Origin of the sequence: Coralloluteibacterium stylophorae (assembly GCF_018122625.2) — a bacterium.
Taxonomy (GTDB): Bacteria; Pseudomonadota; Gammaproteobacteria; order Xanthomonadales; family Xanthomonadaceae; genus Coralloluteibacterium; species Coralloluteibacterium stylophorae.
The window spans coordinates 104708-125003 of record NZ_JAGQFT020000008.1; the positions used below are offsets into that span (position 1 = coordinate 104708).

Genomic DNA, 20296 nt, shown 5'->3' on the forward strand with positions numbered 1-20296 from the left:
TAGCATGGGCGACCGCCCCGGGGATACCGAACGCGCTTGCGCCTCCACCCGCATCGCACGCACCGCACCGCATCCGCAGCCGCGCCTTGCGTACCGGGCCGCGCGCGGAGGCGCGCCTCGTGAGCCTGCTCCGCCAGGGCGGCAGCTACATCGCGGTGGGCGGGCTGCAGTTCGCGATCGACTGGGTGCTGTTCGTGGCGCTGACGGCGCTGGGCGTGCAGGCGCCGGCGGCCAACCTCGCCAGCCGCACCGCGGGCGCGGCGGTCGGCTTCTGGCTCAACGGCCGCATCACCTTCGCGAAGGGTGGGAAGCCGCGGCTGGGACGGCGCAGACTCGCGCGCTTCCTGGCGATGTGGCTGGTGCTCACGGCGGCGAGCACGCTGCTGGTGGGCTGGACGGCGCACCAGGTCGGCCTGCGCCACGCATGGCTGGCCAAGCCCCTGGTCGAGGCGCTGATGGCGGTGCTCGGTTTCGCCTGCTCGCGCACCTGGGTCTACCGCTGAGCGCGCGGCGCGTGCGCCGGGGCCGGACGCCAGGAACGACGATGCCGGCACGAGGCCGGCACCGGGTCCACGTCGACGCGCCGCGGGGGCGTCAGTGCTTGATGTTCCTGCGCAGGCGCTCCAGCGCGGCGAGCTGGGCCATCGCCTCGTTGAGGCGGGTCTGGGCGGCGGCGAGGTCTTCGGTCTCGCCGCGGTTGGCGATGGCCTTCTCGGCCTCCTGCTTGGCGGCCAGCGCCGCCTTCTCGTCGAGGTCGGCGGCGCGGATCGCGGTGTCGGCGAGCACGCTCACCACCTGCGGCTGCACCTCGAGGATGCCGCCGGAGATGTAGAAGGCGTGCTCGTCGCCGTTCTCGTGCACGACGCGGACCTGGCCCGGCTTCAGGCGGGTGATCAGCGGCGTGTGGCGCGGGGTGATGCCGAGCTCGCCGAGTTCGCCGGTGGCCACGACCAGGGTGGCGTCACCGCGGTAGATCTCTTCCTGGGCGCTGACGATGTCGCAGCGGATGGTGGTGGCCATGTCGAAAGGCTCCGGTTACGAAAGCGGATGAGGGGGACGATGCAGCGCGAAGTGGGCCGGCCGGCGCGGGCGAGGGAGCGCCCGCGGCCTGCCCGCCCACCGCCGCGGCGCCTTACGCCTTCTCCGCCATCTTCTTGCCCTTCTCGATGGCCTCGTCGATGCCGCCGACCATGTAGAAGGCCTGCTCCGGCAGGTGGTCCACCTCGCCGTCGAGGATCGCCTTGAAGCCGCGGATGGTCTCCTTCAGCGACACGTACTTGCCGGGCGCGCCGGTGAACACTTCCGCCACGTGGAAGGGCTGCGAGAAGAAGCGCTCGATCTTGCGCGCGCGCGCCACGACCTGGCGGTCTTCCTCGGACAGCTCGTCCATGCCCAGGATCGCGATGATGTCCTTGAGCTCGCGGTAGCGCTGCAGGGTCTCCTGGCAGCGACGCGCGGTGTCGTAGTGCTCGTTGCCGATCAGGTTCGGGTCGAGCTGGCGGCTGGTCGAGGCCAGCGGGTCCACCGCCGGGTAGATGCCGAGGCTGGCGATCTCGCGCGACAGCGCGACGGTCGAATCCAGGTGGGCGAAGGTGGTCGCCGGCGACGGATCGGTGTAGTCGTCCGCCGGCACGTACACGGCCTGGATCGAGGTGATCGAACCGGTGCGCGTGGAGGTGATGCGCTCCTGCAGGACGCCCATCTCCTCGGCCAGGGTCGGCTGGTAGCCCACCGCCGACGGCATGCGGCCCAGCAGCGCCGAGACCTCGGTACCGGCCAGGGTGTAGCGGTAGATGTTGTCGACGAAGAACAGCACGTCGCGGCCCTTGCCCGACTCGTCCTTCTCGTCGCGGAAGTACTCGGCCATGGTCAGGCCGGTCAGCGCGACGCGCAGGCGGTTGCCCGGCGGCTCGTTCATCTGGCCGTAGACCATCGCCACCTTGGACTGGGTCTTGTCGTCGAGGTTGACGACGCCCGCCTCGATCATCTCGTGGTAGAAGTCGTTGCCCTCGCGGGTGCGCTCGCCGACGCCGGCGAACACCGAGAGGCCCGAGTGCTGGGTCGCGATGTTGTTGATCAGCTCCAGCATGTTGACCGTCTTGCCCACGCCGGCGCCGCCGAACAGGCCGACCTTGCCGCCCTTGGCGAACGGGCACATCAGGTCGATGACCTTGATGCCGGTCTCCAGCAGCTCGCTGGTCGCGGCCTGCTCCTCGTAGGAGGGCGCCGGGCGGTGGATCTCCCAGCCGTCCTTCGCCTCGATCGGGCCGACCTCGTCGATCGGACGGCCGAGCACGTCCATGATGCGGCCGAGCGTGGCGCTGCCGACCGGCACGGTGATCGCCTTGCCCGTGTTCTGCACGGTCAGGTTGCGCTTCAGGCCCTCGGTGGAACCCAGCGCGATGCTGCGCACGACGCCGTCGCCGAGCTGCTGCTGCACTTCCAGCGTGACCTCGGTGCCGTCGACGGTCATCGCGTCGTAGACCTTCGGCACCGCGCCGCGCTCGAACTCGACGTCGACGACCGCGCCGATGATCTGAACGATCTTGCCCTGGCTCATGTGTGGATCCTCGTAGATTCAATCAGGTGTTGCGCGGGAGCGCCGTGCGGCGCGTGCGTTCGCGGCCAAGGCCGCTCCCGCGGATGGGGCATCAGACTGCGGCGGCGCCGCCGACGATCTCCGAGATTTCCTGGGTGATCGCGGCCTGGCGGGCCTTGTTGTAGCTGAGGTTGAGCGCGCCGATCAGCTTGTTGGCGTTGTCGGAGGCGGCCTTCATCGCGACCATGCGCGCGGCATGTTCGGAGGCGACGTTCTCCAGCACCGCCTGGTAGACCACCGACTCGACGTAGCGGGTCATGAGGTCGTCGAGCACCTGCTCCGCCGACGGCTCGTAGAGGTAGTCCCAGTCGTGGGCGCGCTCCATCGACTCCGCCGGCGGCAGCGGCAGCAGCTGCTCGATCGAGGGCTTCTGGGTCATGCTGTTGACGAAGCTGTTGAAGCACAGGTTGACGCGGTCCAGGCGGCCCTCGGCGAAGCCGTCGAGCATGACCTTGATCAGGCCGATCAGGTCCTCGAGCTGCGGACGGTCGCCCAGGTGCGTGGCCGAGGCCAGCATGTCGACCTTGAGCCGGCGGAACAGCGACACCGCCTTCTGGCCGATGCACACGACGTCGACCTCGACGCCCTGGTCGGTCCACTGGCGCATGTCGGCCAGGATGCGGCGGAACAGCTGGGTGTTGAGGCCGCCGCACAGGCCGCGGTCGCTGGACACGATCACGTAGCCGACGCGCCTGACCTCGTTGCGCTCGGCCAGGAACGGATGCACGTAGTCGGCGTTCGCGTGCGCGACGTGGCCGACGATCTGGCGGATCAGGCGCGCATACGGGCGCGAACCGGCCATGCGGTCCTGCGCGCGGCGGATCTTCGAGGCGGAGACCATCTCCAGCGCGCGCGTCACCTTGCGGGTGTTCTGCACGCTCTTGATCTTGGTCTTGATTTCGCGGCCACTGGCCATGGACTCACTCCGTTCGGAACTGCAAGACGACCCTCTGCGCGCCGCGCGGCGGCGCCGGCATCGCTGCCGGGACGCCGCGTGGCGCTGCGAGCGCGCTTACCAGGACCCGGTCTGCTTGAACTCCTCGATGCCCTTGCGGAAGGCGGCCTCGATGTCCTTGTCCCAGTTGCCGGTGGCGACGATCTGGCTCATCAGCTCGCCCTGGGTGTTGGCGAAATGGGCCTGCAGGCCTTCCTCGAAGGCGCCGATCTTGGCCACCGGCACGTCGTCGAGATAGCCCTCGTTGGCGGCATAGACCGACAGCGACATCTCGGCGATCGACATCGGCGCGTACTGCTTCTGCTTCATCAGCTCGGTGACGCGCTGGCCGCGCTCGAGCTGCTTGCGGGTCGCCTCGTCGAGGTCGGAGGCGAACTGCGAGAACGCAGCGAGCTCGCGGTACTGCGCCAGCGACAGCTTGATGCCGCCGGAGAGCTTCTTGACGATCTTGGTCTGCGCCGAGCCGCCGACGCGCGACACCGAGATGCCGGCGTTGACCGGCGGCCGGATGCCGGCGTTGAACAGGTCGGTCTCGAGGAAGATCTGGCCGTCGGTGATCGAGATCACATTGGTCGGCACGAACGCCGAGACGTCGCCGGCCTGGGTCTCGATGATCGGCAGCGCGGTCAGCGAACCGCTGCGGCCCTTGACCTCGCCCTTGGTGAACTGCTCGACGTACTCCTCGGACACGCGCGCGGCGCGCTCGAGCAGGCGGGAGTGGAGGTAGAACACGTCGCCCGGGAACGCCTCGCGGCCCGGCGGACGCTTCAGCAGCAGCGAGATCTGGCGGTAGGCCACGGCCTGCTTGGACAGGTCGTCGTAGACGATCAGCGCGTCCTCGCCACGGTCGCGGAAGTACTCGCCCATCGCGCAGCCGGCGTAGGGCGCGATGTACTGCATCGCCGCCGACTCGGAAGCCGAGGCCGCCACCACGATGGTGTGCGCCATCGCGCCGTTGTCCTCGAGCTTGCGCACCACGTTGGCGATCGAGCTGGCCTTCTGGCCGATCGCGACGTAGATGCAGCGGATGCCGGAGTTCTTCTGGTTGATGATCGCGTCGATCGCCACCGCGGTCTTGCCGGTCTGGCGGTCGCCGATGATCAGCTCGCGCTGGCCGCGGCCGATCGGGATCATGGCGTCGATCGACTTGTAGCCGGTCTGCACCGGCTGGTCGACCGACTTGCGCCAGATCACGCCGGGGGCGATGGTCTCGACCGGCGCCGAGGCGGAGGCCTGGATCGGGCCCTTGCCGTCGATCGGCTCGCCCAGCGCGTTGACCACGCGGCCGAGCATCTCCGGACCGGTCGGCACCTCGAGGATGCGGCCGGTGGTCTTGGCCGGCTGGCCCTCGCGCAGGTGCTCGTAGTCGCCCAGGACCACGGCGCCGACGGAGTCGCGCTCGAGGTTGAGCGCCAGGGCGAAGGTGTTGCCCGGCAGCTCGACCATCTCGCCCTGCATCACGTCGGCCAGGCCGTGCACGCGCACGATGCCGTCGGAGACGCTGGTGATGGTGCCTTCGTTGCGCGCCTCGGCCGACAGCTTGACCTTCTCGATGCGGGCCTGGATCAGTTCGCTGATTTCGGAGGGGTTGAGGGTGCTAGCCATCTTGATATCCCGTTGTTGGGCGACGTCTGGTCCGCCCACTGATGTGTGAAACCGTTAGTGGGCGAGCGCCGATTCCAGGCGCGCCAGCTTGGACCGCAGCGAGCCGTCGATCACCACGTCGCCGGCGTCGATCACCGCGCCGGCGATCAGCGACTCGTCGACCGCCGGGGTCAGCTCGACCTCACGGCCGAAGCGCGCCTTGAGCGAGGCCTTGAGCCGCGCGAGGTCGGCGTCGTCGAGCCGCACCGCCGAGGTGACCGTCGCCTTGACCACGCGATCGGCCTCCGCGCGCTGCTGCTCGAACAGCGCCGAGATCTCGGGCAGCACGTCGAGGCGGCCGTTCTCGGCGAGCAGCCCCAGGAACGCCTGGAAGCCCTCGTCGGCGCCGCCCTCCGGCAGCAGCAGCGCGATCTTGTCGGCCGCGGTCGGACGCGGATCGCCCAGCAGTTCCTCGATGCGCGGATCGGCGGCGACCGCGGCGGCGAAGCCCAGCGCCGCGGACCACTGCGGCACGCGCGACGCGCCCTGCGCCGACGCGAAGGCCGCGCGTGCGTAGGGACGGGCGAAGGTGATGGCGTTGCTCATGGATCTGCCCTGGAAAGGTCGGGACGAGGGAGGCCGCGCTTACAGCTGCGCGGCGAGCTCGTCGAGGATCGACTTGTGCGCGGCCGGATCGATCTCGCGACGCAGGAGCTTCTCCGCGCCGGTGACGGCGAGCGCCGACACCTGCCTGCGCAGGTCCTCCTTGGCGCGCTGCGCGGCGGCGGCGATCTCGGCCTCGGCGGCCGCCTTCTGGCGGTTGGCCTCGGCGATCGCGTCGTCGCGGGCGGCGTCGACGATCTGGTTGGCGCGCGCGTGCGCCTGCTCGATGATCTCGTTCGCCTTGCCGCGCGCCTCGCGCAGCAGGGCGTTGACCTGCTCCTCGGCGCGCGCGAGGTCCTTCTGGCTGCGCTCGGCGGCGGCCAGACCCTCGGCGATCTTCTGCTGGCGCTCCTCGATCGCGTTGATCAGCGGCGGCCAGACGAACTTCCAGGAGAACCAGAGCAGGATCGCGAAGGCGAGCATCTGCCCGATCAGGGTTGCGTTGATTTGCATGCGCTTGTTCCGCGGAGAGCCTGGATTCGCGGCGGACGGACTTGCCTCCGCCGCGTCGTGCACACGCGCCGCCCGTATGCGGCGCGCGTCCTGCGGGCCTGGATCAGCCGCCGACCGCAGCGGTCGCCGCCGACAGCAGCGGGTTGGCGAAGGCGAAGAACAGGGCGATCGCGAGGCCGATGATGAACGCCGCGTCGATCAGGCCGGCAAGCAGGAACATGCGGCCCGACAGCATCGGCACCAGCTCCGGCTGGCGCGCGGCGGACTCGAGGAACTTCGAACCCATGATGGCGATGCCGAGGCAGGCGCCGAGTGCGCCGAGGCCGATGATCACGCCGATGGCGATCGCGGTGCTGCTCTGGATGGCGGAGATGAGGGCGGTGAGATCCATGTGGTGAGTCCTCTATGCAACGAAAGCGATGGTGGGTTGGATGGAACGACGGGACAGCGGAAACGGACCGGGGTCAGTGCGCCTCGGAGGAGAGCGACAGGTAGACCACGGTGAGGATCATGAAGATGAAGGCCTGCAGCGTGATCACCAGGATGTGGAAGATCTCCCAGCCGGCGCCCGCGATCACCGCGCCGGCGAAGGCCGCGACGCCCGCGAACTTGGAGCCGGCGCCGGCCTCGGCGATGAAGCTGCCGCCGGCCGCGCCGAGCAGGGCGATCAGCAGGAACACCAGCTCGCCGGCGTAGATGTTGCCGAACAGTCGCATCGCGAGGCTGACCGGCTTGGACAGGTACTCGATGACGTTGAGGCAGAGGTTGGCCGGCGACAGCAGGATCTTCATCGCCACGCTGTCGGCGTGGAAGGGCGCGGTGACCAGTTCCTTGGTGAAACCGTACGCGCCCTTGGAGTGCACCGCGAACGCGATCATCAGCAGCAGCACGGCGAGCGCCATGCCCGCGGTGACGTTGAGATCGGCGGTCGGCACGGCACGGAAATAGTCCAGGCCGAGCGCGCCGTGGGCGATGCCCGGCGGCAGGTCGACCGGCAGCATCTTCACCGCGTTCATGAGGAAGATCCACACGAAGATCGTCAGCGCGATCGGGCCGACGAAGCGGCGGCTGCCGTGGTAGACGTCGCGCACCTGGCCGTCGATGAACTGGATGACGATCTCGATGAAGGCCTGGAACTTGCCCGGCACGCCCACCGTGGCGCGGCGCGCGGCCAGCCAGAAGATGCCGATCGCGACCAGGCCGAGGACCACCGACATGACCATGCTGTCGACGTTGAGATCCCAGAAGCGACCGTCACCGAAGATCTGCAGGTGGTGCAGATGGTGGGTGACGTATTCGCTGGGGCTCTGACTTTCGGCAACCTTCAGGAGTTGGATCATCGCAGCAACCAGGGCAAGCAGAAGAAGTACGCCAGGTAGGCCACCAGGGCACCGGCGAGGACGGGAGCGGCGGCGAAGCGGTCACCCGACATGGCAAGCACGAGACCTGCGACGATGACGAGCCACTTCAGCACCGTCCCCAGGAGCAGCCGTCCGAACTGACGCCCCGCCGGCACCACCGGCGAACGCGCATCGGTGCGCCAGCCGAACACCGCGAAACCCGTCGCGATGACCGCAGCGCCCACGATCACCCCCTGCGCATGCGCCGGACCCAGCAGCAGTGCCGCGACGCCGGCAGCCCCGAGCCCCAGGACGAGCTGGGCCAGGAGCACGAGGCGGGTGGCACGGGCGATGCTGCGGTGCGCGGGGGGCAAGACCGTCGGTTGGCGATCCCAAAGCCGCCGAATTTTAACAGTCCTGAACTGTCGCCGGCAACCCGGCAAGGTGGAGTCAAGGCATTGAATTTGCCGGCGTTCGCTGCCTGGGCAATGACTTCTGGCCCATGCCCCGTCGCCGTTGTCCCGTACGGACAACGCCCGCTTGCTGAACCTGTCGCAACGGACGTGGACGGAACGCTGGCTCCCTTCACAACCGTTCAACGTGCGCCTGCGGATGGTGCGCGTCCCAACGCTATTTTTACAAACAGGACGCCCCATGACCCAGCTCCTCCCCCGCGCACTCACCGCCGCCGTTCTCTGCTCGCTCGCGGGGATGGCCGCTGCCCAGAACCGCAGCGCGCCGCTGGACGACACCTTCCAGGCCCGTGTCTCGGGCTTCAAGTCGCACGCCGACATCCGCCTGGCGGCCTCCGGCACGGTGACCGGCACCGGCGAGGGCGAGACCGGCAATGCCGAGTTCGACCAGGATGGCGCCACGCTCGAGGCCGGCAGCAAGTGGCGGCCGAGCATCGCCCTGAAGTGGCGCTTCAGCGAGCGCCAGCGCCTGCTGTTCGACTACCTCGACTTCAAGCGCAGCCGCAGCGAGGACATTTCCGGCGGCTTCTCCTACGACGGCGGCACCTTCGACGACGGCGAGGGCAATTCGGTCGACATCCCCGCCGGCTCCTACGAGATCCCGGAGGGGACCGAGGTCAGCGCCGGCATGGAGTTCAAGCTCGCCAGCGCGGCCTACGAGTTCGCGGTGGTCGACACCGACACCTTCCAGCTCGGCCTCGGCCTCGCCGCCTACTGGGCGCGCCTGGAGGGCAACGCGAACGGCAGCTTCGAGGGCGAGGACTACGACACCCGCCTGTTCAACGAGCGCGGCGTCTCGCCGGCGCCGCAGGTGCGCCTGCAGTACGCGCCCAACGACCAGTGGTCGTTCTCCCTGCTCGGCGGCGGCTTCGACACCTCGTGGGGCAACTTCACCGATCTCGACGGCCACTTCTACCGCGCGTCGGCGAACATCGAGTACCGCTTCAACGAGAACTTCGGCGTCAACCTGGGCTACGACTGGTTCAAGCTGAAGCTGTCCGACGACTTCGTCGGCACCGACACCTTCGGCCCGGTGGAGCTCGACGGCGAGACCTACGGCCCGGTCACCGCCAACTACGATCTGCGTGGCACCGGCACGCTGCGGGTCAAGGGCCCGACCGTCGGCATCACCTACAACTTCTGACCGTCGCCGGGTCGGGGCAATGAGAAGGCCGCGGAGCGATCCGCGGCCTTTCTCGTTTTCCCGGCGCTCCGCCCCGGGCCCCGGGCCCGCTGCGTGCGCGGCTACTTCTTCTTCGGAATATAGAGGTCGGTGATGGTGCCCTCGTAGACCTCGCTGGCCATCGCCACCGACTCCGACAGCGTCGGGTGCGGATGGATGGTGGCGGCGATGTCGCCGGCCTCGGCGCCCATCTCGATGGCGAGCGCGAGCTCGGCGATCAGGTCGCCGGCGTGCACGCCGACGATGCCGGCGCCCAGGATCCGGTGCGTGGCCTCGTCGAACACGAGCTTGGTGAAGCCTTCGGTGCGGCCCAGGCCGATGGCGCGGCCGCTCGCCGCCCACGGGAACTTGCCGACGCCGACCTTGAGCCCCTTGGCCCTGGCCTCGGTCTCGGTGACGCCGGCCCAGGCGATCTCCGGATCGGTGTAGGCCACCGACGGGATCACCCGCGCCACCCATTCGCGCTTCTCGCCCGCGGCCACCTCGGCCGCCAGCCGCGCCTCGTGCGTGGCCTTGTGCGCAAGCATCGGATTCCCGACCAGGTCGCCGATGGCGAAGATGTGCGGCACGTTGGTGCGCATCTGCCGGTCGACCGGGACGAAGCCGCGCTCGGTGACCTCGACGCCGGCCTCGCCCGCACCGACCTTGCCGCCGTTGGGCGCGCGACCCACGGCGACGAGGATGCGGTCGTAGACGCCGGCCTCCGGCGCGTTGGCGCCCTCGAACTCGACCTTCAGGCCCTTCTTCTGCGGCTCGACCCGGGCCGCCCTGGTCTCCAGGTGGACGGTGATGCCCTGCTTCTTCAGGCGGTCGGCCAGCGGCTTGACCAGGTCCCTGTCGGCGCCGGGCATGATCTGGTCGGCCATCTCGACCACCGTGACCTCGGCGCCGAGGCCGCGGTACACGGTCGCCATCTCCAAGCCGATGATGCCGCCGCCGACGACCAGGAGCTTCGCCGGCACCTCGGCGAGTTCCAGGGCGTCGGTGGAATCCATCACCCGCGGGTCGTCCCAGGGGAAGCCGGGCAGCTTCAGCGCCTGCGAACCGGCGGCGATGATCGCCTGTTCGAACTTCACCAGGGTCCTGCCGCCGTCGGCCGCGGTCACCTCGATTTCGTGCGGCGACACGAACGCGCCGGTGCCGGTGACCACCCGCACCTTGCGCTGCTTCGCCATTCCGGAAAGGCCCTTGGTCAGCTGCCCGACCACCTTCTCCTTGTAGGCGCGCAGCGCGTCGAGCTCGATCTTCGGCGCGCCGAAGCTCACGCCGAAATCCTTGGCGTGGGCGGCGGCGTCGATGACCTCGGCCGCATGCAGCAGCGCCTTGGACGGGATGCAGCCGACGTTGAGGCAGACGCCGCCGAGGGTCTCGTAGCGCTCGACCAGCACGGTGTCGAGGCCGAGGTCGGCGGCGCGGAAGGCCGCGGTGTAGCCACCCGGGCCGGAGCCGAGCACCACGATCCCGCACTCGACGTCGGCCTTGCGGCCGCTGGCCTGGGCCGCCCGCGGCGCGCTCCGGGCCGGCTCCTTCGGCGCCGCCGGCGACGGCGACACCGGCGGCGAGCCGCCCGGCTCGGCGCGCGGCGATTCGCTGCCCTGCGCGCCGCCGACGGCCGGCGCATCGGCGCCCTCGGCCTCGACGATGGCGATGACCGCGCCCTCGCCGACCTCGTCGCCGACCTTGACCTTGATCTCCTTGATGACGCCGGCGGCCGACGACGGCACTTCCATCGTCGCCTTGTCCGATTCCAGCGTGACCAGGCCCTGGTCCTTGGCGACGCTGTCGCCGACCGCGACCAGGACCTCGATCACCGGGACCTTGTCGAAGTCGCCGATGTCGGGGACCTTGATTTCCTGTGTGCTCGCCATCGCCTTGCTCCGCTGGATCGTGATGTCTTCTGCGCCGGTCGCAGCCGGCGCGGGTTCGCGTGTGCTCAGCCGCGCTGCTTGGCCCAGCTGAGGGTGTAGAGGTCGTGCCGCCGGTCGTTGAGGTTCTGCACGGTGCCGTCGTTGCGGGCGACGGTGAGGTCGCTCAGGCGCAGGTCGGCGAAGGCCACCTGCTCGACGTTGGGCGTGGTATCGGCGGCCACGCCGTCGCGCGCGAACGGGAAGTCGCAGGGCGTCAGGATGCAGCTCTGCGCGTACTGGATGTCGAAGTTGTTCACGCCCGGCAGGTTGCCGACGTTGCCCGACAGCACCACGTAGCACTGGTTCTCGACCGCGCGCGCCTGCGAGCAGTAGCGCACCCGCAGGTAGCCTTCGCGGGTGTCGGTGCAGAACGGCACGAACAGGATCATCGCGCCCTGGTCGACCAGGTGCCGGCCGAGCTCGGGGAACTCGGAGTCGTAGCAGATCATGACCCCGATCGGTCCGCAGTCGGTCATGATCGCGCGCGCGGTCGAGCCGCCGCCGATGCCCCACCAGGTGCGTTCGTTCGGGGTAGGGTGCAGCTTGTCGCGGGTGTGCAGCGAACCGTCGCGCAGCGCCACGTAGCAGATGTTGCGCACCTGCACGTCCTCGCCGACGGTGATACGGGTCGGGTGCGAGCCGCCGATGATGTTGATGTTGTGGCGGACCGCGAGCTCCGACAGCAGCGCCGCGAAGCGCTCGGTGTAGCCGGTCAGGGCCAGCAGCGAGTCCACCGGCGACAGCGGCGCGTTTTCCACCGACAGAAGCTGCAGGGTGAAGAGCTCCGGGAACACGACGAAGTCGGCGCGGTAGTCGGCGGCGATGTCGACGAAATACTCGACCTGGGTCGCGAACTCCTCGAACGACGCCACCCGCCGCTGCTGGTATTGCACCGTGGCCACGCGGACCGACTCCGGCAGCGGACGCGCGGTGCCGCGGGTGTGCGCGTGCGGGTCGATCTTCGGGTTGCGCCAGACCAGGTGCGCGGCATAGCCGCGCGACTCCTGGTCCGACGGCAGGTAGTTCGGCAGCACGCCGATCACCTCGAAACCGTTGCGCAGCTGGAAGCTCAGCGCGCGGTCGCGCGCGCGCCCGGCGCGCACGTCCTCGACATAGGCTGCGGCGTCGTCGGCATAGCGACGGGCGCGGCGGCCGAAGCCGGGCAGGCGCCCGCCGAACACGATGCCCTTGAGTCCCAGCTCCTGGCACAGGCGCTTGCGCTGCTCGTAGAGGCGGCGCCCGATGCGCAGGCCGCGCCAGCGCGGGTCCACGCAGACCTCCATGCCGTACAGCCAGTCGCCGGTGGTGAGGTGGCGCGCGCCGTAGCCGCCGCCGGTGATCTGCATCCAGCGGTGCGGCGCCATCGCGCTCGCCTCGTCGATGCGGAAGGTCGCGCAGTAGCCGACCACCTCGCCCTCGTACAGGGCGACGAAGGTGCCCTGCGGGAACTGCGCGATCTGCCCGGTGACCATTTCCACGGTATAGCCGTGGTCGACGCCGTAGACGCGCTCGGTCAGCGCGACGATTGCGGGGATGTCGGCGACGCCCGCGCTGCGCACCGCCAGGCGCGCCTTCTCGCGCGTGCCGGCGCCGTTGCCGCCGGCACTCATCGCGCGCGCCGCCCGCGCAGGCGCACGCACGGGACCGGGCGCTGCTGGCGCGGCCAGTCCGCCATCGGGCTCAGAGCAGCACGCGGCGCATGTCGCCGAGGATGCGCGCCAGGTCGGCGGTGAAGCGCGCGGCCAGCGCACCGTCGATGACGCGGTGGTCGTAGGACAGCGACAGCGGCAGCATCAGCCGCGGCTGAAAGGCCTTGCCGTCCCACACCGGCTGGATCGACGACTTCGACACGCCCAGGATCGCCACCTCCGGCGCATTGACGATCGGCGTGAACGCGGTGCCGCCGATGCCGCCGAGCGAGCTGATCGAGAAGCAGCCGCCGGACATGTCGGCCGAGGTCAGCTTGCCGTCGCGCGCCTTCTTCGCCAGCGTCGCGGTCTCCTGCGCGAGCTCGATGACGCCCTTGCGGTCGACGTCGCGCACCACCGGCACGACCAGGCCGTTGGGCGTGTCCGCGGCGAAGCCGATGTGGAAGTACTTCTTCAGCGTCAGCGTCTCGCCGCTGGCGTCCAGCGAGGCGTTGAACTCGGGGTACTTCTTCAGCAGCGCGGCCGAGGCCTTGAGCAGGAAGGCGAGCATGGTCAGCTTGATGCCGGCCTTCTCGTTCTCCTTGTTGAGCGTCTTGCGCAGCTCTTCGAGGTCGCTGATGTCGGCCTGGTCGAACTGGGTGACGTGCGGGATCATCGCCCAGTTGCGGGCGAGGTTGGCGCCGGAGAGCTTCTTGATCCGCGACAGCGGCTGGGTCTCGACCTCGCCGAATTTGGAGAAGTCGACCTTCGGCCAGGCCAGCAGGTTGAGCCCGCCGCCACCGCCTCCCGCGGCGGCCGCCGGCGCCGCGCCGCCGCCGGCCAGCGCCTGCTTGACGAAGTTCTGCACGTCCTCGCGCACGATGCGACCGCTGCGCGCCGAGCCCTTCACCTGCCTCAGGTCGACGCCCAGCTCGCGTGCGAACAGGCGCACCGCGGGGCTGGCATAGGGCACCTTCTCCGGCAGCAGTTCGTCGGCGTCGAAGGCCACCGGCGGGGTCTTCGGATCGGACGGTCGCGACGCGACCGGCGGCGCCTTCGGCTGCGCGTTGGACTCGCCGCGCTCGGCCTGCGCCTCCGCGGCGGCCTTGGTCTCGGCCGCGGGCGCCTGCGACGCGGTGGCGTCGACGGCCGGGGTGGACACGTCCGCAGCGCCCTCGGCGGCGATCAGCGCGACCACCACGCCCTCGCCGATCTCGTCGCCGACCTTGACCTTGATCTCCCTGACCGTGCCCGCGAACGGCGCCGGCACTTCCATCGTCGCCTTGTCGGACTCCAGCGTGACCAGCCCCTGGTCCTTGGCGACCGCGTCGCCGACGGCGACCAGCACCTCGATCACCGGCACCTTGTCGAAGTCGCCAATGTCGGGAACCTTGGCTTCCTGCACGCCGCCGCCGGCCGCCTGCGTGGCGGCGGGCCGAGCCGGCTCGGCCTTCGCCGGCTCCTCGGTCTTCGGCTTCGCGGGCGTCTCGGCCTGAGCGGGCGCGGCGTCGCCGCCCTCCTCATCGATCAGGGCGACGACCACGCCCTCGGCGACGCTGTCGCCGACCTTGACCTTGATCTCCCTGACGGTGCCGGCGAACGGCGCCGGTACCTCCATCGTCGCCTTGTCGGATTCCAGCGTGACCAGGCCCTGGTCCTTGGCGACCGTGTCGCCGACCTGGACCAGCACCTCGATCACGGGTACGCCGTCGAAATCGCCGATATCGGGGACCTTGGCTTCCTTCGTCGCGGCCATTCGCTGCGCACCTGATTCAATGGACGGAACGGGCATTGTCGCCCTCCACGCCCCCGGCGCCAAGGCGCGGATCGCCATACGCCGCAGAATGCGCGTCGCGGCGCCCCGGGACGGAGCGTCCCGGACGCCCGTCCCGGGCCCTTCAGTCGACCGTGAACAGCCGCAGCGGCGCGCCGTCCGCGGTGCGCAGCTCGAGCTCCGACTGGACCGCCTCCATCCGCCGCGCGCGCTCGCACAGCGCGTCGGCCATCGGCTCCAGCGCCTCGGCGCGGTCCTCGACCCTGGCCTCGATCTCCTTGCCCATCCGCTCCATGCGCGCCTCGAAGTCGGCGCTGGCCGCGGCGTCGCCCGACAGCGCCATCGCCAGCGACTCGCGGACCGCGGTGCCGATCAGCTGCGGGAGGAACTCGGTCATCACCGGCTCTATGAATCCGCTCGCCAGCGCGCGCGCATCGGCATCGTCCACGGTGATGCCGTCCGGGCCGAACCACGTCGCCGCCTCGTCGAGGCGGGCGCGGATGCGCTCGCGCCCCACGTCGAGCTTCTGCGCCAGATCGTCCGAGGCGCCGAAGCCCCTGGCGACCTCGCCCAGCGCGGTGAAGGCGATGTCCGTCGCCTCGACCGCGATCGCCCGCACCTCGGGCAGGGCCTCGCCGAGCTCGCGCTCGAACGTGCGCAGGCGGCGGTGGTCCGCGGCCGACACCTCGAGCTCCTCGCCGTCCAGCCAGATCCGCCCGCCGCCGAGGGCGACCTCGTGCGGCCCTGCGCCGTCCTCGCGCGAGAACACGAAGGCCTTGCCCTGGGTGCGCATGGCGTAGTCGCTGTGGACGTCGCAGTCGCCGACTTCGAGATGCGCGTCATCCGCCGCCGAGGCGGGAACCGCCGCCAGCGCGGCGAGCAGGCCGAGCGGAAGGGATGCGGGGAACGGGCGCATGGCGGGCTCTCGGTGTGATGGAGCGCCGAGCATGGCACCGCTCGCAGATCCCCGGGACTGACGGAAGGGAGGGTGACTTCCGGCAGCCCGACCTGGCATGAGGACTGCGCACGAAGGGTGAAGCACAACATTAAGAACGCGTTACAAGCCGCTGGTGAGCCCGCCCTGAACCCAGCCCGGGCCAAGCGGGCATCGATTCATCGCCCGACGCCTACCGTCTTGCCTCGCCCGCCTCCCCCGACGGGCGAAATCAAGAACAAGACAAGCAGGAAGGAGTACCCATGAAAGCCCCCAAGATTCTCGCCCTCGCCGCCGCCGCTGCCCTGGTCGCCCCGGCGCTCGCCTCCGCCCAGGACCGCAGCGACATGTGGAGCTACGGCGCCGGCAGCGGCAAGCACTTCGCCGTGGTCGGCAGCTTCGCGCACATGGATCCGAAGTCGGACATCGGCGCGGTCGCCGGCAGCCAGGCCGATGTCGACGGCGACGGCGCGGCCACCGCCAGCTTCAGCTGGTTCTTCAACGACTACCTCGCCCTCGAGCTCTGGGGCGCGGCCGACAAGTTCGGCCACGACGTCGAGCTCGACGGCCAGAAGGCCGCCACTCTCGACTCGCAGCCGCTGGCGCTGTCGGCGCAGTTCCACTACCCGGTCAACGAGGTGTTCTCGCCCTTCGTCGGCGTCGGCTACCACCAGACCAACTACGACAACGAGGAAGGCACCGGCGCGCTCGCCGGCAGCCGCATCGGCCTGAGCGACGGCCAGGGCGTGATGGGCACGGTCGGCGTCGACATGCACGTCAACGACACCTGGTTCGTGCGCACCGACGCACGCTACCTGCGCTCGCGCTCGGACGTCGCCGTTGACGGTGTGCAGGTCGCGAGCGACGCGCACGTCGACCCGTGGATCTACAGCGTGGGCATCGGCGCGCGCTTCTGATCCGTCGCACCACCGGCAGTACCGGAGCAGTACCCGAAGGGCCCGCGCGAGCGGGCCCTTCGTCGTTGCGAAGACCTCAGCGCACGGCGCCGGGGTCGATCGTGATCAGGTCCAGGGGCGCGCCGGCCGCACGTACCGCCAGCCCCGCCTCGAGCCGATCGATCCGCTGCAGGCGCGGACACAGCGCACGCGCCTGCGGTTCGAGCGGCGCCAGCGCGGCCCGCAGGCGTGCTTCGAACGTCCCCTGCAGCCCCGCGACCTCGTCGCGCAGCGCACCCGCGGCGGCCATGTCGCCGGCCATCGCCGCCGCCAGCGCCCGCTCGCCCAGCCCGGCGGCCAGCAGCGGCGCGATGTCGGCGACCAGTTCGCGCACGTAACCGTCGAAGGCGTCGCCCTGCCAGTCGCGCGTGCTGCGGCTGGCGTCGATGCGCGCGTGCAGCTGCCGGCGTCGGTCCTCGAGCCGCCGCTCGAGTTCGGGATCGACGCGACCGGCGCTCTGCTGCGCCTGCGCGCGCACCGCCGCGACCGCGGCATCCGCCGCGCGATGGCCGAGCGCGCGCACCTCCGGGACCAGCGCATCGACCTCGGCCGCGATCAGGGCGAGGCGGTCTTGGTCCTCGAGCCGCAGGTCGGCAGCGACGCCGTCCAGCCCCAGGCTGCCGTCGCGGGCGATGCGCACCCGCGCCGGCGCGGGCGCAGTGCGTTCGAACAGCAGCGCATCCTCGCCCACGGTCAGGTCGTAGCTGCTGCTGGCGCCGCACAGCGCCTCGGGATCGGGAGCGACCTGCGCACCTGCCACCGGCGCGGCGGCGAGGGCGAGGGCCAGCGGAAGGACGGCGGGCTTGGACATCGGCGCTGACTCGAAGAGGCGGATCGCCGCACCATCGCGGCGAGGCCGCCAATGCCTCATGAACGCATCATGCGCAGCGCGCGATAGCCGCCCGCCTGCAAAAGCGCGCATCCTTCCGCGCGGAACCCACCTCGTCCGTCCATGCCGCGCCTGCTCGTCCTCCTCCTCGCCATCGCCCAGATCGCCACCGCGGCGGCGGTGCAGGCCGGCTGGCCCGGCGCCGACATCGGCACCGTCGCCCGACGCACGCCGACGCCGGTCGATGCTGCCGGCTACGCCTTCTCGATCTGGGCCGTGCTGTACCTGCTCTCGCTCGCCTTCGCCGTGTGGCAGGCGCTGCCGGGGCAGGCGAGATCGCCGCTGCTGCGTGGCGTGCGCACGCCGCTGGCGCTGGCCTTCGCGGCCACCGCGGCATGGCCGCCGCTGTTCGTCCTGGTCGGCGTGGTACCGGCGCTGGCAGCGATCGTCGTCGACTTCGCCGCGCTCGTGTTCGTGGTCGCCCGCCTGCAGCGGAACAGCGGCGTGCACGGACTGCCGCGGCTGGGCCGTGTCGGCTTCGCGCTGTTCCTGGGGTGGATCCATGCGGCCGCGACCCTATCGGTGGCGCAGGCGGTGTTCGCGCACGGCCTCGACGGGGGACTCGGCGCGCCGCTGCTGGCGACGCTGTTCCTGGTGATGAGCGGCGCGCTCGCGCTGGGGCTGAACCCGATCCTCGGCGCACCGTGGGGCTACGCGATCGGGCTGGGCTGGGCACTCGTCGCGATCTCGGTGGAGCAGGCGCAGCGCACCGGCGATCCATGGACGCTGCCGGCCCTGGTGCCGCTGGTCGTGGCCGCTGCGGTGCTGAGCCAGAGCCTGCGACTGCGCCTGCACGCGCGGCAGGCGCAGTCGGTGTCCTGACCGGCTACTCCGGCTCGCGGCGGTTCAAGGTGCGGCCGCGGCTGGCCGGTCCGACGTGGTCGTCGGCACGGCCGCCGCCCTGCTCCCCGGCCGATGGCGGCGCACCGCCCTCGCTGCTCTCGGCGATCGCGGCGGCGGGCGAACCGTGCGCACCGGCGTCGTTCTGCGGAGCGCCGGGATAGGGATTGCTGCCGTCGGCGGCGGCATGCTTCTGCTCGAGCAGGGCCCGCGTGTTGGCGAGCGCCTGCTCCGGCGTGATGCCCTGCCCGCCGCTGTCGCCGCCGCGGGCGGATCCGTCGGCGGTCTCGGGGGCGCTCCGGCTGGCGTCCGGCGCCGGTGTCGGCCCGGGAGCCTCGGCACCGGAGCGGACCTCCGGGCGCGATGTCGACGGACGCTTGCTGGTGGCGGCCGCGGCGGGCGTCGCCGAGGTCGGGCCACTGCGCGTCTCCACCTCGGGCGGCCGCGCCGGACGCTTGCGCGTGGCGGCGGGACGAGGCGTGGCGGACGCCGCCGTTCCGGCGCGGCTGCCGGCAGCGGTGCCGGCCCCTGCCGTGCCCGCGGCCTTGCCGGTCGCGTTGCGTGGCGCCGACTGCTTCACCGGCGGGGTCCCGGGCGCGCTCCGCGCCGCGCCGGTCTTCCGGGCGGGGGTCTTGGCGGCCGCCTTCCCGGCGACCTTCGTCGTGCTTGCAGGCGCCTTCGCCGCCTTCTTCGCCGCCGTCTTCCCCGCTATGCCCGCCTTGGTCCCGAGCTTCTTCGCCGCGGTCTTCTTCGCAACGGTCTTCTTTGTCGCTGCCTTCTTCGTTGCGGCCTTCCTCGTTGCAGTCTTCTTCGCGGCAACCTTCTTCGCGGCAACCTTCTTCACGGCGGCCTTCTTCACGGCAGCCTTCTTCGCTGCGGTCTTCTTTGCGGCGGCCTTCTTCGCTGCCGTCTTCTTTACGGCGGCCTTCTTCGCCGCGACCCTGCCGCTCGCAGCGCTCCTGCGGCCCGCCGCCGCCTTCTTCGCGACCGTCTTCTTCGCGACCGTCTTCTTCGCGGTCGCGCGCCTGGCGGCCGCACCGCGTCCGGACGACGTGCCGGCACTGGACGTGCGGGTGCCGGCAGCGGTCTTGCCGGCGGCGACCTTCCTGCCGGCGGCCTTGGCGCCGTTCGCGGTGCGCGCCAGCGCGGCACCGGCCTTGCGCACGGCAGACGTCTTCCTGGTCGAGGATCCGGCGCCGGACGCGGCGCCGGTCGTGCCGCGCTTGGCGGCGGTGCGCGAGCCGGCGGCCTTGGACGTGCCGCGGGCCGGACGTTTGACAGCCATGCTGTGATCTCCTGCGTGCGATCGCACGACGCGACCGGAACGCAGCGTCACCGAGCCAAGTTCAACGCGATGCGAACGCGATGCGCGCGTCGGTGCCGCCAACGCGTCGACCATTGCTGTCGAAGCGCTGCTCGACCCAGCGCGCACGGTCCGCCCCCGCCAGCAGCACCGTGCTGCTGCGGGTCCCGTACACCGGATCGCGGACGAACGGCGGCGACAGCGCGCGCTCTGCCTCGATCGGCAGGCCGGTGCTGGGCAGCTCGCCGTCGGGCGCCAGCGACCTGTCCACCAGCGCCTCGAACAGCGGCGCCAGGCTGCCGCGGCCGCTGGCGATCCAGCGCCGCAGCACGTCGACCACGCGTCGGCTCTTCGGCCAGTCGGCGTCGAGCGCGCCGTTGGACATCGCGTGCAGGCCCGGCTCCAGGACGCGCTGCGTCCACTGCGGGTGGTTGCTCGCGAAGCGCAGCCGTGCGCCGTCCCACAGCAGCAGGTTGAAGCGCCCGTACTCGTGCGCGGTATGCGTCAGCTCGTCGAGATGCGGACCGGCCGGCATCGCCCCGGCCATGAAGTCGCCGACCAGGTCGCCGCGGGAACGCGGACGCTCCGTCTCCGCCGGAGCGGAGCGCACGTTGGTGACCGCGGCGAACCGCCCGCGCGTATCGACCTGCATCCAGCTTCCCCCGCGGACGAGGTCGCGGCCGCCGAACGCCCCGGTCCGCAGCGGATCCGGGCCGGATGGCGCGGTGGCGCGCGCATGGAACTCGTCGCGGTTGGCCGCCACCACCAGCGGCCACTGCGGGTGCAGGCCCTGCGCGATCACGATCAGGCACATG

Annotated in this window: 21 protein-coding genes; 5 read left to right on the plus strand and 16 right to left on the minus strand. The window is 70.8% G+C overall.

Going from position 1 to position 20296, the window contains the following annotated elements; translation table 11 throughout:
* Positions 1 to 119: 119 nt before the first annotated feature.
* A complete protein-coding gene (locus KB893_RS12675) occupies positions 120 to 503 on the plus strand; it encodes a GtrA family protein (protein WP_211927353.1) in 384 nt (127 codons plus the stop codon).
* A 91-nt stretch (positions 504 to 594) separates the two neighbouring features.
* Here the strand turns inward: KB893_RS12675 and KB893_RS12680 are convergent, their stop codons facing one another.
* The 9 genes from KB893_RS12680 to KB893_RS12720 all read right to left on the minus strand — a co-directional run bounded on the left by KB893_RS12680 (position 595) and on the right by KB893_RS12720 (position 7926).
* Complete coding sequence (locus KB893_RS12680) at positions 595 to 1020, minus strand: F0F1 ATP synthase subunit epsilon (protein WP_211927354.1); 426 nt, start codon at positions 1018 to 1020, stop codon at positions 595 to 597.
* A 112-nt stretch (positions 1021 to 1132) separates the two neighbouring features.
* Complete coding sequence (gene atpD / locus KB893_RS12685; RefSeq protein ID WP_211927355.1) at positions 1133 to 2560, minus strand: F0F1 ATP synthase subunit beta; 1428 nt, start codon at positions 2558 to 2560, stop codon at positions 1133 to 1135.
* A 91-nt stretch (positions 2561 to 2651) separates the two neighbouring features.
* Positions 2652 to 3515 carry a F0F1 ATP synthase subunit gamma gene (gene atpG, locus KB893_RS12690; protein WP_211927356.1) on the minus strand — a complete coding sequence of 288 codons (864 nt, stop codon included), beginning with the start codon at positions 3513 to 3515 and terminating at the stop codon, positions 2652 to 2654.
* A gap of 96 nt (positions 3516 to 3611) precedes the next feature.
* The gene (gene atpA / locus KB893_RS12695) at positions 3612 to 5159 is read right to left on the minus strand and encodes a F0F1 ATP synthase subunit alpha (protein ID WP_211927357.1); all 1548 of its coding nucleotides are present in this window, start codon (positions 5157 to 5159) and stop codon (positions 3612 to 3614) included.
* Positions 5160 to 5213: 54 nt separating this feature from the next.
* Entirely contained in the window at positions 5214 to 5744 is a 531-nt protein-coding gene (locus KB893_RS12700; RefSeq protein WP_211927358.1) for a F0F1 ATP synthase subunit delta, read from the minus strand.
* A 39-nt stretch (positions 5745 to 5783) separates the two neighbouring features.
* The gene (locus tag KB893_RS12705; RefSeq protein ID WP_211927359.1) at positions 5784 to 6254 is read right to left on the minus strand and encodes a F0F1 ATP synthase subunit B; all 471 of its coding nucleotides are present in this window, start codon (positions 6252 to 6254) and stop codon (positions 5784 to 5786) included.
* A gap of 103 nt (positions 6255 to 6357) precedes the next feature.
* Positions 6358 to 6645, minus strand: a complete 288-nt coding sequence (gene atpE / locus KB893_RS12710) for a F0F1 ATP synthase subunit C (RefSeq protein ID WP_211927360.1) — start codon at positions 6643 to 6645, stop codon at positions 6358 to 6360.
* A gap of 73 nt (positions 6646 to 6718) precedes the next feature.
* Entirely contained in the window at positions 6719 to 7594 is an 876-nt protein-coding gene (gene atpB / locus KB893_RS12715; protein WP_213173766.1) for a F0F1 ATP synthase subunit A, read from the minus strand.
* Positions 7591 to 7926: an ATP synthase subunit I gene (locus KB893_RS12720; RefSeq protein ID WP_211928154.1), complete on the minus strand. Its 336-nt coding sequence runs from the start codon at positions 7924 to 7926 to the stop codon at positions 7591 to 7593. The genes atpB and KB893_RS12720 overlap by 4 nt, the downstream gene beginning before the upstream one ends.
* A gap of 322 nt (positions 7927 to 8248) precedes the next feature.
* Here KB893_RS12720 and KB893_RS12725 point away from each other — a divergent pair, with 322 nt between their 5' ends.
* The gene (locus KB893_RS12725) at positions 8249 to 9211 is read left to right on the plus strand and encodes a TonB-dependent receptor (protein WP_211928153.1); all 963 of its coding nucleotides are present in this window, start codon (positions 8249 to 8251) and stop codon (positions 9209 to 9211) included.
* Positions 9212 to 9312: 101 nt separating this feature from the next.
* Here KB893_RS12725 and lpdA read toward each other — a convergent pair whose 3' ends face one another.
* From lpdA to KB893_RS12745, 4 genes are all read right to left on the minus strand, one after another.
* Positions 9313 to 11118 (minus strand): dihydrolipoyl dehydrogenase, encoded by a 1806-nt coding sequence (lpdA, locus tag KB893_RS12730; RefSeq protein ID WP_213173767.1) that lies wholly within the window; start codon positions 11116 to 11118, stop codon positions 9313 to 9315.
* A gap of 65 nt (positions 11119 to 11183) precedes the next feature.
* Positions 11184 to 12767 (minus strand): bifunctional GNAT family N-acetyltransferase/carbon-nitrogen hydrolase family protein, encoded by a 1584-nt coding sequence (locus KB893_RS12735; protein WP_213173768.1) that lies wholly within the window; start codon positions 12765 to 12767, stop codon positions 11184 to 11186.
* Positions 12768 to 12837: 70 nt separating this feature from the next.
* Complete coding sequence (gene aceF, locus KB893_RS12740; RefSeq protein WP_213173769.1) at positions 12838 to 14541, minus strand: dihydrolipoyllysine-residue acetyltransferase; 1704 nt, start codon at positions 14539 to 14541, stop codon at positions 12838 to 12840.
* A gap of 142 nt (positions 14542 to 14683) precedes the next feature.
* Entirely contained in the window at positions 14684 to 15475 is a 792-nt protein-coding gene (locus KB893_RS12745; RefSeq protein ID WP_211926262.1) for a DUF2884 family protein, read from the minus strand.
* A 281-nt stretch (positions 15476 to 15756) separates the two neighbouring features.
* Between KB893_RS12745 and KB893_RS12750 the strand changes: the two genes are divergently transcribed.
* Positions 15757 to 16410 (plus strand): OmpW/AlkL family protein, encoded by a 654-nt coding sequence (locus KB893_RS12750; RefSeq protein WP_211926263.1) that lies wholly within the window; start codon positions 15757 to 15759, stop codon positions 16408 to 16410.
* Positions 16411 to 16486: 76 nt separating this feature from the next.
* Here the strand turns inward: KB893_RS12750 and KB893_RS12755 are convergent, their stop codons facing one another.
* Positions 16487 to 17260 carry a DUF2884 family protein gene (locus KB893_RS12755; protein WP_211926264.1) on the minus strand — a complete coding sequence of 258 codons (774 nt, stop codon included), beginning with the start codon at positions 17258 to 17260 and terminating at the stop codon, positions 16487 to 16489.
* A 141-nt stretch (positions 17261 to 17401) separates the two neighbouring features.
* On the opposite strand from KB893_RS12755, the gene KB893_RS12760 reads away from it, so the two are divergent.
* Complete coding sequence (locus KB893_RS12760) at positions 17402 to 18160, plus strand: hypothetical protein (protein ID WP_211926265.1); 759 nt, start codon at positions 17402 to 17404, stop codon at positions 18158 to 18160.
* 4 nt (positions 18161 to 18164) lie between these two features.
* On the opposite strand, the gene KB893_RS12765 is transcribed toward KB893_RS12760, so the two are convergent.
* Positions 18165 to 18611 carry a hypothetical protein gene (locus KB893_RS12765; protein WP_211926266.1) on the minus strand — a complete coding sequence of 149 codons (447 nt, stop codon included), beginning with the start codon at positions 18609 to 18611 and terminating at the stop codon, positions 18165 to 18167.
* Between the two features lie 46 nt (positions 18612 to 18657).
* On the opposite strand from KB893_RS12765, the gene KB893_RS12770 reads away from it, so the two are divergent.
* Complete coding sequence (locus KB893_RS12770) at positions 18658 to 19470, plus strand: hypothetical protein (RefSeq protein WP_211926267.1); 813 nt, start codon at positions 18658 to 18660, stop codon at positions 19468 to 19470.
* Positions 19471 to 19524: 54 nt separating this feature from the next.
* Here KB893_RS12770 and KB893_RS12775 read toward each other — a convergent pair whose 3' ends face one another.
* Positions 19525 to 20295 carry an NRDE family protein gene (locus tag KB893_RS12775; protein WP_211926268.1) on the minus strand — a complete coding sequence of 257 codons (771 nt, stop codon included), beginning with the start codon at positions 20293 to 20295 and terminating at the stop codon, positions 19525 to 19527.
* Position 20296: the final 1 nt, after the last annotated feature.

Coding starts and splice junctions, on each gene's coding strand:
- KB893_RS12680 (WP_211927354.1), bottom strand. CDS start 1,020: ATGGCCACCACCATCCGCTGCGACATCGTCAGCGCCCAGGAAGAGATC.
- atpD (WP_211927355.1), bottom strand. CDS start 2,560: ATGAGCCAGGGCAAGATCGTTCAGATCATCGGCGCGGTCGTCGACGTC.
- atpG (WP_211927356.1), bottom strand. CDS start 3,515: ATGGCCAGTGGCCGCGAAATCAAGACCAAGATCAAGAGCGTGCAGAAC.
- atpA (WP_211927357.1), bottom strand. CDS start 5,159: ATGGCTAGCACCCTCAACCCCTCCGAAATCAGCGAACTGATCCAGGCC.
- KB893_RS12700 (WP_211927358.1), bottom strand. CDS start 5,744: ATGAGCAACGCCATCACCTTCGCCCGTCCCTACGCACGCGCGGCCTTC.
- KB893_RS12705 (WP_211927359.1), bottom strand. CDS start 6,254: ATGCAAATCAACGCAACCCTGATCGGGCAGATGCTCGCCTTCGCGATC.
- atpE (WP_211927360.1), bottom strand. CDS start 6,645: ATGGATCTCACCGCCCTCATCTCCGCCATCCAGAGCAGCACCGCGATC.
- atpB (WP_213173766.1), bottom strand. CDS start 7,594: ATGATCCAACTCCTGAAGGTTGCCGAAAGTCAGAGCCCCAGCGAATAC.
- KB893_RS12725 (WP_211928153.1), top strand. CDS start 8,249: ATGACCCAGCTCCTCCCCCGCGCACTCACCGCCGCCGTTCTCTGCTCG.
- lpdA (WP_213173767.1), bottom strand. CDS start 11,118: ATGGCGAGCACACAGGAAATCAAGGTCCCCGACATCGGCGACTTCGAC.
- KB893_RS12735 (WP_213173768.1), bottom strand. CDS start 12,767: ATGAGTGCCGGCGGCAACGGCGCCGGCACGCGCGAGAAGGCGCGCCTG.
- aceF (WP_213173769.1), bottom strand. CDS start 14,541: ATGGCCGCGACGAAGGAAGCCAAGGTCCCCGATATCGGCGATTTCGAC.
- KB893_RS12745 (WP_211926262.1), bottom strand. CDS start 15,475: ATGCGCCCGTTCCCCGCATCCCTTCCGCTCGGCCTGCTCGCCGCGCTG.
- KB893_RS12750 (WP_211926263.1), top strand. CDS start 15,757: ATGAAAGCCCCCAAGATTCTCGCCCTCGCCGCCGCCGCTGCCCTGGTC.
- KB893_RS12755 (WP_211926264.1), bottom strand. CDS start 17,260: ATGTCCAAGCCCGCCGTCCTTCCGCTGGCCCTCGCCCTCGCCGCCGCG.
- KB893_RS12760 (WP_211926265.1), top strand. CDS start 17,402: ATGCCGCGCCTGCTCGTCCTCCTCCTCGCCATCGCCCAGATCGCCACC.
- KB893_RS12775 (WP_211926268.1), bottom strand. CDS start 20,295: ATGTGCCTGATCGTGATCGCGCAGGGCCTGCACCCGCAGTGGCCGCTG.